This is a genomic window from Klenkia sp. PcliD-1-E (assembly GCF_024124375.1).
GTDB lineage: Bacteria > Actinomycetota > Actinomycetes > Mycobacteriales > Geodermatophilaceae > Klenkia.
Window position 1 is genome coordinate 41339 of record NZ_JAMXRZ010000016.1, and the last position, 8309, is coordinate 49647.

9 protein-coding genes are annotated in these 8309 nt (G+C 73.2%); 8 read left to right on the plus strand and 1 reads right to left on the minus strand.

The genetic code is table 11. The features are described from left to right. The first annotated feature begins 63 nt into the window (after positions 1–63). The 8 genes from NH342_RS05315 to NH342_RS05350 are packed head-to-tail and all read left to right on the plus strand — an operon-like array spanning position 64 to position 6897. On the plus strand, positions 64–858 hold the full coding sequence (locus tag NH342_RS05315) for a metalloregulator ArsR/SmtB family transcription factor (protein ID WP_253012284.1): 795 nt from the start codon (positions 64–66) through the stop codon (positions 856–858). After that, positions 855–2291, plus strand: coding sequence for a Fe-S cluster assembly protein SufB (sufB, locus tag NH342_RS05320; protein ID WP_253012287.1), 1437 nt, complete (start codon positions 855–857; stop codon positions 2289–2291). Before NH342_RS05315 ends, sufB begins: the two co-directional genes overlap by 4 nt. Next, positions 2291–3616 carry a Fe-S cluster assembly protein SufD gene (gene sufD / locus NH342_RS05325; protein WP_253012290.1) on the plus strand — a complete coding sequence of 442 codons (1326 nt, stop codon included), beginning with the start codon at positions 2291–2293 and terminating at the stop codon, positions 3614–3616. Before sufB ends, sufD begins: the two co-directional genes overlap by 1 nt. Beyond that, positions 3613–3948 (plus strand): non-heme iron oxygenase ferredoxin subunit, encoded by a 336-nt coding sequence (locus NH342_RS05330; protein ID WP_253012293.1) that lies wholly within the window; start codon positions 3613–3615, stop codon positions 3946–3948. Before sufD ends, NH342_RS05330 begins: the two co-directional genes overlap by 4 nt. 16 nt (positions 3949–3964) lie before the next feature. Continuing rightward, positions 3965–4759, plus strand: a complete 795-nt coding sequence (sufC, locus tag NH342_RS05335; protein WP_253012296.1) for a Fe-S cluster assembly ATPase SufC — start codon at positions 3965–3967, stop codon at positions 4757–4759. Beyond that, on the plus strand, positions 4756–6075 hold the full coding sequence (locus NH342_RS05340) for a cysteine desulfurase (RefSeq protein WP_253012299.1): 1320 nt from the start codon (positions 4756–4758) through the stop codon (positions 6073–6075). The genes sufC and NH342_RS05340 overlap by 4 nt, the downstream gene beginning before the upstream one ends. Then, the gene (sufU, locus tag NH342_RS05345) at positions 6075–6530 is read left to right on the plus strand and encodes a Fe-S cluster assembly sulfur transfer protein SufU (RefSeq protein ID WP_253012301.1); all 456 of its coding nucleotides are present in this window, start codon (positions 6075–6077) and stop codon (positions 6528–6530) included. Before NH342_RS05340 ends, sufU begins: the two co-directional genes overlap by 1 nt. Positions 6531–6567: 37 nt before the next feature. Next, positions 6568–6897 (plus strand): metal-sulfur cluster assembly factor, encoded by a 330-nt coding sequence (locus NH342_RS05350; protein ID WP_253012303.1) that lies wholly within the window; start codon positions 6568–6570, stop codon positions 6895–6897. Between the two features lie 214 nt (positions 6898–7111). Here the strand turns inward: NH342_RS05350 and NH342_RS05355 are convergent. Next, positions 7112–8309 (minus strand): SCO7613 C-terminal domain-containing membrane protein (locus NH342_RS05355; RefSeq protein WP_253012305.1); only part of this gene is annotated, 1198 nt, incomplete at its 5' end.

Consider the following 8309-nt stretch of genomic DNA (forward strand, 5'->3'; position numbering starts at 1 on the left):
GCTGCGCGTTCGGGTTAGGGCGACCTTGCTTGCGAGGTCCGGGAAATAGCGCACACTCGTGTTGTGGAATCCAGCGCGGTGCCGTCCGCCCGGCCGTCGGTGAGCCCCGACGACGGGCGCACGCGCGACCGCGTCACCGGCCTGCTGCTCGAGCACGGCGCGCAGACCGCCACCGAGCTCGCCGGCCGCCTGGGCGTCTCCCCGGCCGCCGTCCGCCGGCACCTGGACTCCCTCGTCGCCGAGGGGAGGATCGCGGAGCGGGCCCTGCCCGGCTCGGTCCGCGGCCGGGGCCGCCCGGCCCGGCACTTCGTGCTCACCGACGCCGGCCGCGCCGGCTTCCCGCACGCCTACGACGACCTGGCGCTCACCGCGCTGCGGTTCGTCGCCGCGCACGGCGGTCCCGACGCCGTCCGCGACGTCGCCGAGCAGCAGCTGGCCGGCCTGGAGGAGCGCTGCTCCACCGCCGTCGAGCGCGCCGCCACCACCTCCACCGCCCCCGTCGACCGGGCGCAGGTGCTCGCCGAGGCGCTGACCGCCGAGGGCTACGCTGCCTCGGCCTCGGCGATCTCCAGCGGCGGGCAGCTGTGCCAGCACCACTGCCCGGTGGCGCACGTCGCGGCGGAGTTCCCGCAGCTGTGCGAGGCCGAGACCGCGGTCATCGGCCGGCTGGTCGGCACGCACGTGCAGCGGCTGGCCACCATCGCGCACGGCGACGGCATCTGCACCACCCACATCCCGGGTCGCGTCCCCGGGAACACCAGCCGGGCCCCGCGCCCTTCACCAGACGAGCAGGCGGCCACCGGCCGCCCTGCACCGAGCCACACCCGACGAAGCACCCGGGAGAGGACGCCCGCATGACCAGCACGCAGCAGCCCGCCAAGGCCCTGACCCAGGACGAGCAGATCGACCAGCTCGGCCGCTACCAGTACGGCTGGGCGGACGCCGACACCGCCGGCGCGTCGGCCAAGCGCGGCCTCAGCGAGGACGTCGTCCGCGACATCTCCGCCCGCAAGAACGAGCCCGAGTGGATGCTCGAGCGCCGTCTCAAGGCCCTCAAGCTCTTCGACCGCAAGCCGATGCCCGACTGGGGCTCGGACCTGTCGGGGATCGACTTCCAGAACATCAAGTACTTCGTGCGCTCCACCGAGGCGCAGGCGGCCAGCTGGGACGAGCTGCCCGAGGACATCAAGAACACCTACGACAAGCTGGGCATCCCGGAGGCCGAGAAGCAGCGGCTGATCGCCGGCGTCGCCGCCCAGTACGAGTCCGAGGTCGTCTACCACAAGATCCGCGAGGACCTCGAGGAGCAGGGCGTCCTGTTCCTGGACACCGACACCGCGCTGCGCGAGCACGAGGACCTGTTCCGCGAGTACTTCGGCTCGGTGATCCCGTCCGGCGACAACAAGTTCGCCGCGCTGAACACCGCCGTCTGGTCGGGTGGCTCCTTCATCTACGTGCCGCCGGGCGTGCACGTGGAGATCCCGCTGCAGGCCTACTTCCGGATCAACACCGAGAACATGGGCCAGTTCGAGCGGACCCTGATGATCATCGACGAGGGCGCCTACGTGCACTACGTCGAGGGCTGCACCGCCCCGATCTACAAGTCCGACTCCCTGCACTCCGCGGTCGTCGAGATCGTCGTCAAGAAGAACGCCCGCTGCCGGTACACGACCATCCAGAACTGGTCGAACAACGTCTACAACCTGGTCACCAAGCGGGCCGTGGCCCACGAGGGCGCGACCATGGAGTGGGTCGACGGCAACATCGGCTCCAAGGTGACGATGAAGTACCCGGCCGTGTGGATGACCGGCGAGCACGCCAAGGGCGAGGTCATGAGCATCGCCTTCGCCGGCGAGGGCCAGCACCAGGACGCCGGCGCCAAGATGGTGCACGCCGCGCCGCACACCTCCTCGACCATCGTGAGCAAGTCCGTGGCCCGGGGCGGTGGCCGCACGTCGTACCGCGGCCTGGTCCAGGTCGACGAGGGCGCCCACGGCTCCGCCTCGACGGTGAAGTGCGACGCGCTGCTGGTGGACACCATCAGCCGCTCGGACACCTACCCCTACGTCGACGTCCGCGAGGACGACGTGTCCATGGGCCACGAGGCCACGGTCTCCCGGGTCAGCGAGGACCAGCTCTTCTACCTGATGAGCCGCGGCCTGTCCGAGGACGAGGCGATGGCGATGGTCGTGCGCGGCTTCGTCGAGCCCATCGCCCGGGAGCTGCCCATGGAGTACGCCCTCGAGCTGAACCGCCTGATCGAGCTGCAGATGGAAGGTGCCGTCGGCTGATGTCCGACCCGAACAACACCCCCGACACGATCGCCGGGCCCGCGGAGTCCGCCGCGTTGGCCAGCGAGCTGTTCGCCGACGGCGTCGGCGCGCAGGCCGGCCCGCCGACCACGCCCGCTGCGGGCACCGGCGGCCCGGCCGGGTCGCACAGCCACGGCGGCCCGGTCCCGACCGGTTCCCCCGCCGAGCGCTTCACCTCCACCGACCCCGACGACTTCGCCGTCGTCACCGGGCGCGAGGAGGACTGGCGCTTCACCCCGATGAAGCGGGTCCGCCCGCTGCTGGAGGGGGCGGAGTCCGGGCTGCGCCCCGACTGGGACGCCGACCTGCCCGAGGGCGTCGAGCTGACCACCGTCGGCGCCGACGACCCGCTGCTCAAGGGCCTGCCCGAGCCGGTCGACCGGCTCGCCGCGCTCACCCGGGTGCGGGCCGGGGGCGCCACCGTCGTCCGCGTGCCGGCCGAGGCCCAGCTCGACGCCCCGGTCACCCTGACCCTGCGCGGCCAGGGCGGCGAGGACGTCGTCTGGGGCCAGACGGTGATCGAGGTCGGCCGGTTCGCCAAGGCCACGATCGTGCTGGACCACCAGGGCGAGGCCCGCTACTCCGGTGCGGTCGCCGTCGTCCTCGGGGACGGCGCGCAGGTCGAGCTGGTCAGCGTGCAGGACTGGGCGCCGGGCACGGCGCACGGCGGGCAATACGACGCCGTCGTCGGCCGCGACGCCCAGTTCACCCAGGTCGTGGTGACCCTGGGCGGTGACCTGGTCCGGCTGGTCAGCAACGTGACCTACGCCGGCCCCGGCGGCTCGGTCGACCTGTTCGGCGTCTACTTCGCCGACGAGACCCAGCACCAGGAGCACCGGCTGTGGGTCGACCACTCGGTGCCCAACTGCCGCAGCAACGTCGTCTACAAGGGCGCGCTGCAGGGCGAGCAGGCGCACACCGTGTGGGTCGGCGACGTCCGGATCCGACCGGCGGCCACCGGCACCGAGACCTACGAGCTCAACCGCAACCTCGTGCTCACCGACGGCGCCCGCGCCGACTCGGTGCCGAACCTGGAGATCGAGACCGGCGAGATCGTCGGCGCCGGCCACGCCAGCGCCACCGGCCGGTTCGACGACGAGCAGCTGTTCTACCTCTGCTCGCGCGGCATCGACGCCGAGACCGCCCGCCGCCTGGTGGTGCGCGGTTTCTTCGCCGACGTCGTCCAGCGCATCGGCGTCCCGGCCCTGCAGGACCGGCTGATGGGTGCCATCGAGCAGCGGCTCGGTGCCCTGCCCGGTCTCGAGGAGCAGGAGACCCCGGAGTCGGAGCTGCAGCCGGCATGAGCTTCCAGCGGGCCTGCGCGCTGAGCGAGATCGGCGAGGGCGAAGCCGTGCCCGTCGTGGTCGGGGACGTCGAGCTCGTGCTCGCCCGGCACGACGGCGAGGTCTACGCCCTCACCGACCTGTGCTCGCACCAGGACTACCCGCTCAGCGACGGGGGCGAGGTCGAGATGGTCGACGGCGTCCCCACCATCGAGTGCACCTGGCACGGGTCGTGCTTCGACCTGCGCACCGGTGCGCCCACCAACCTGCCGGCGAACCAGCCGGTCACCACCCACCCGGTCCGCGTGGAGGGGGACGACGTCCTCGTCGACACCTCCGCGGCCGCGAACTGAGAGAGGCACCACCCAGATGACCGAGAGCACCGGCAGCGTGCTGGAGATCCGCGACCTGCACGTCAGCGTCGGCGAGGGCGACGAGGCCAAGCCGATCCTGCGCGGGGTCGACCTGACGATCCGCGGTGGCGAGACCCACGCGATCATGGGCCCCAACGGGTCGGGCAAGTCCACCCTGGCCTACTCGATCGCCGGGCACCCCAAGTACACGATCACCGGCGGCACGGTGACCCTCGACGGCGAGGACGTCCTGGGGATGAGCGTCGACGAGCGCGCCCGGGCCGGCCTGTTCCTGGCCATGCAGTACCCGGTCGAGGTCCCCGGCGTGTCGGTGTCGAACTTCCTGCGGACGGCGAAGACCGCCATCTCGGGTGAGGCGCCGAAGCTGCGCACCTGGGTGAAGGACGTGCGCACCGAGATGGAGGCGCTGGAGATGGACTCCGCCTTCGCCGAGCGCAACGTCAACGAGGGCTTCTCCGGCGGTGAGAAGAAGCGCCACGAGATCCTGCAGATGGGCCTGCTCAAGCCGAAGATCGCGATCCTCGACGAGACCGACTCCGGCCTGGACGTCGACGCCCTGCGCGTGGTGTCCGAGGGCGTGAACCGGGCCAAGGCGACCAGCTCGGTCGGCGTCCTGCTGATCACGCACTACACCCGGATCCTGCGCTACATCCAGCCCGACTTCGTGCACGTCTTCGTGGCCGGCCGGGTCGTCGAGGAGGGCGGCCCGGAGCTGGCCGAGAAGCTGGAGAACGAGGGCTACGCGGCCTACCTCAAGGCCGACGCGGACGCGGCGGCGGCGACGGCATGACCGCCACCGCCTCGCGCGCCACGGAGCGCGCGCCGCTCCCGCTGGACGTCGAGGCGGTGCGCGCGGACTTCCCGATCCTGGCCCGGACGGTCCGGGACGGGAAGCCGCTGGTCTACCTGGACTCCGGCGCCACCTCGCAGAAGCCCCGCCAGGTGCTGGACGCCGAGCGGTGGTTCTACGAGAACGTCAACGCCGCCCCGCACCGCGGCGCGCACGCCCTCGCCGAGGAGGCCACCGAGGCCTACGAGGCGGCCCGGGCGACCATCGCGTCGTTCATCGGCGGGCGGCCCGACGAGGTCGTGTTCACCCGCAACTCGACCGAGTCGATCAACCTGGTCGCCTACGCGCTCTCGAACGCGGCCACGGCCAAGGAGCCGGAGTTCCGCCGGTACGCGGTCGGCCAGGGCGACGAGGTCGTGGTGACCGAGATGGAGCACCACGCCAACCTGGTGCCCTGGCAGCAGCTGTGCGAGCGCACCGGGGCCACCCTGCGCTGGCTCGGCCTGACCGACGACGGCCGGCTGGACCTCTCCGACCTCGGCACCGTGGTCAACGAGCGGACCAAGCTGGTCACGGTCACCCAGCAGTCGAACATCCTCGGCACCATGCCGCCGCTGCAGCCGATCATCGACCGGGCGCACGAGGTCGGTGCGCTGGTCATGGTGGACGGCGCGCAGTCGGTGCCGCACCAGCCGGTCGACGTCGCGGCCCTGGGGGCGGACTTCCTGGTGTTCTCCGGGCACAAGATGCTCGGGCCCACCGGGGTCGGCGTGCTGTGGGGCCGTGCCGAGGTGCTGGCGGCGCTGCCGCCGTTCCTCACCGGCGGCTCGATGATCGAGGTCGTGCGGATGGAGGGCAGCACCTTCGCCCCGCCGCCGCAGCGGTTCGAGGCCGGGGTCCCGATGACCGCGCAGGTGGTCGGCCTGGCCGCGGCCTGCGACTACCTGACCGCCCTGGGCATGGACGCCGTCGAGGCGCATGAGCACGCACTCACCGAGTACGCCCTGGCGCAGCTCCAGGCGATCCCGGGCGTCACCGTCATCGGCCCGGTCGACAGCGTGGCCCGCGGCGGTGCGATCAGCTTCACGGTCGACGGCATCCACCCGCACGACGTCGGCCAGGTCCTCGACGACCAGGGCATCGCCGTCCGGGTGGGGCACCATTGCGCCTGGCCCGTCGTCCGCCGGTACGGCGTGCCGGCCACCACCCGGGCCACGTTCTACGTGCACACCGGGTACGACGACGTCGACGCGCTGGTCGAGGGCGTGCGGCATGCGCAGCGCTTCTTCGGCGTTGACCGTGGTGAGGAGGCCTGATGAAGCTGCAGGACATGTACCAGGAGATCATCCTGGACCACTACCGGAACCCGCACGGCCGCGGTCTGCGCGAGCCGTTCGACGCCGAGGTGCACCACGTCAACCCCACCTGCGGGGACGAGGTCACCCTGCGCGTCAAGGTCGACGGCGACACCCTCACCGACGTGTCCTACGAGGGCATGGGCTGCTCGATCAGCCAGGCATCGGTGTCGGCGATGTACGACCTGGTCGTCGGGAGGAGCGTGCCGGACGCGCTGGCCACCGGTGACGACTTCATGAAGCTCATGCAGGCCAAGGGCGACCAGTCGGTCGCCGACGAGCTCGAGGACAGCCTGGAGGACGCGGTCGCGTTCGCCGGGGTGTCGAAGTACCCCGCGCGGATCAAGTGCGCGCTGATGAGCTGGATGGCCCTCAAGGACGCCAGCGCCCGAGCCTGGGGAGGACCCGCAGCATGACCGAGAGCACCCCGACCGCCGGCGCCCCGCCGCGCCCGTGGTCAAGGCCGACCTCGAAGAGCTCGAGGAGGCCATGCGCGACGTCGTCGACCCCGAGCTGGGCGTCAACGTCGTCGACCTCGGCCTCGTCTACGGCATGGAGGTCGACGACGACAACGTCGCCATCATCGACATGACGCTGACCTCGGCGGCCTGCCCGCTGACCGACGTCATCGAGGACCAGGCCCGCCAGGCCCTCACCGGCGGCCCCGGCCCCGGCCTGGTCGACGACATCCGGATCAACTGGGTCTGGATGCCGCCGTGGGGCCCGGACAAGATCACCGACGACGGCCGGGAGCAGCTCCGGGCCCTGGGCTTCCGGGTCTGAACGAGCCCCTCGACCGGTGGGCGCGCGGGGACGACCCCGCCGCCGACGGCAGCATGACGACGCGGCCGGCACCCCTCGGGGCGCCGGCCGTCGTCGTGGGTGGCACCGGTTGCAGCCACTGCAGGCAGTCGACCACCCGCGGGTGCAGCGGCTCACCGTCACCGCACCGTTGTGCACCGCCGGGCGCTACCTGACGCGGGGAGCTGTTCGGCAGCTAGCGGAAGGTCCGCACCCGGGCGGGGACCGGGTCGCCGCGGCGGCGCTGGCGCTCGCGCACCGCGCCCACCAGCAGCAGCACCGCACCCACCCCGAACAGCGTCACCACCCACGGCGTGGGGGCGCCGTCGGCCAGCCACCCGATCGTCACCCCCAGCACCCCGGCCAGCCCCAGCACGAACGGGGCCCGCACCGCCCAGCCCAGCCCACCGAGCACGAGCACCAGCGACGCGACCAGGGTGGCGACCTGCCGGGCGGGGGTGGGGTCGACCACGGCCAGCATCACCGACGGCACGAGCGCCGTCGCCAGGCCGGGGCCCCACGCGGACCAGCTCGGCCCGTGCGGCAGCGCCCGCCAGGTCCCGGCCAGCAGGACGGCGCCCGCGGCCACCGGCACGACCTCGACCACGCTCCACCCGGCCAGCGCGGCACCGGACCACGCGGCGACCACCAGGCACGCCCCGCCGAGCACCCGGGTGCCGCGACCCCGGGTGTCCTGCTCCTCCAGCGGGACGTCGGCCGGCCGGGTGCCGCGGGTGACGTCGCCGTGGCCCATCAGCGCCAGCCCGAGCACGGCCAGCAGGACCGCGGTCACCCCGGGCCGGCCGGCGGCCATGGCCAGGCCGACGCCCAGCAGGCCCACCACCGAGCCGGTGACCGCCGCAGAACCCGCGGCCCGCACGTCGGGGGAGTCCGCGTCGAGCTCGGTGGCGCCCACCGGCTCGGCCGAGCGCCCGGTGTCGGCGGCGCGGAACGCGTCGCGGACGTCGTCCACCGGCCCGGTGACCGGCGGGGACCCGCGCCCCACCCGGCTGCGCACCCAGGCCCGGACCCGCTGGTCGGCCCACCACGGCAGCACCACGGCGAGGACGACCGCCTCGGCCAGCGCGGCCACCGCGACCGCCACCAGCGCGGCCCCCACGGCCGCGCCGGACACCGGGCCCTCGCTGGTCAGCAGGACGACGGCCAGGGCCACCGTGCCGACCGCGATGGGCACGGTGGAGGGTCGGGTGTCCCGGTTGCGCACCGACAGCAGCACCGCCGCGGCCGCCGTGGTGACCATCAGCAGACCCAGGTCGGCCCAGCGACCGGCCCGCCCCGTGCCGACGGCGGCCAGCAGCACCAGGGTGGCCGCGGCGGCCAGGCCGGCGTCCCGGGGCACCCAGTCCGGCCCGCGCGACGCGGCGACGGCGACC

What these genes read in the sequence shown, in the direction of transcription:
- sufB (WP_253012287.1), top strand. Translation starts at nt 855, where the DNA reads ATGACCAGCACGCAGCAGCCCGCCAAGGCCCTGACCCAGGACGAGCAG.
- sufD (WP_253012290.1), top strand. Translation starts at nt 2,291, where the DNA reads ATGTCCGACCCGAACAACACCCCCGACACGATCGCCGGGCCCGCGGAG.
- NH342_RS05330 (WP_253012293.1), top strand. Translation starts at nt 3,613, where the DNA reads ATGAGCTTCCAGCGGGCCTGCGCGCTGAGCGAGATCGGCGAGGGCGAA.
- sufC (WP_253012296.1), top strand. Translation starts at nt 3,965, where the DNA reads ATGACCGAGAGCACCGGCAGCGTGCTGGAGATCCGCGACCTGCACGTC.
- NH342_RS05340 (WP_253012299.1), top strand. Translation starts at nt 4,756, where the DNA reads ATGACCGCCACCGCCTCGCGCGCCACGGAGCGCGCGCCGCTCCCGCTG.
- sufU (WP_253012301.1), top strand. Translation starts at nt 6,075, where the DNA reads ATGAAGCTGCAGGACATGTACCAGGAGATCATCCTGGACCACTACCGG.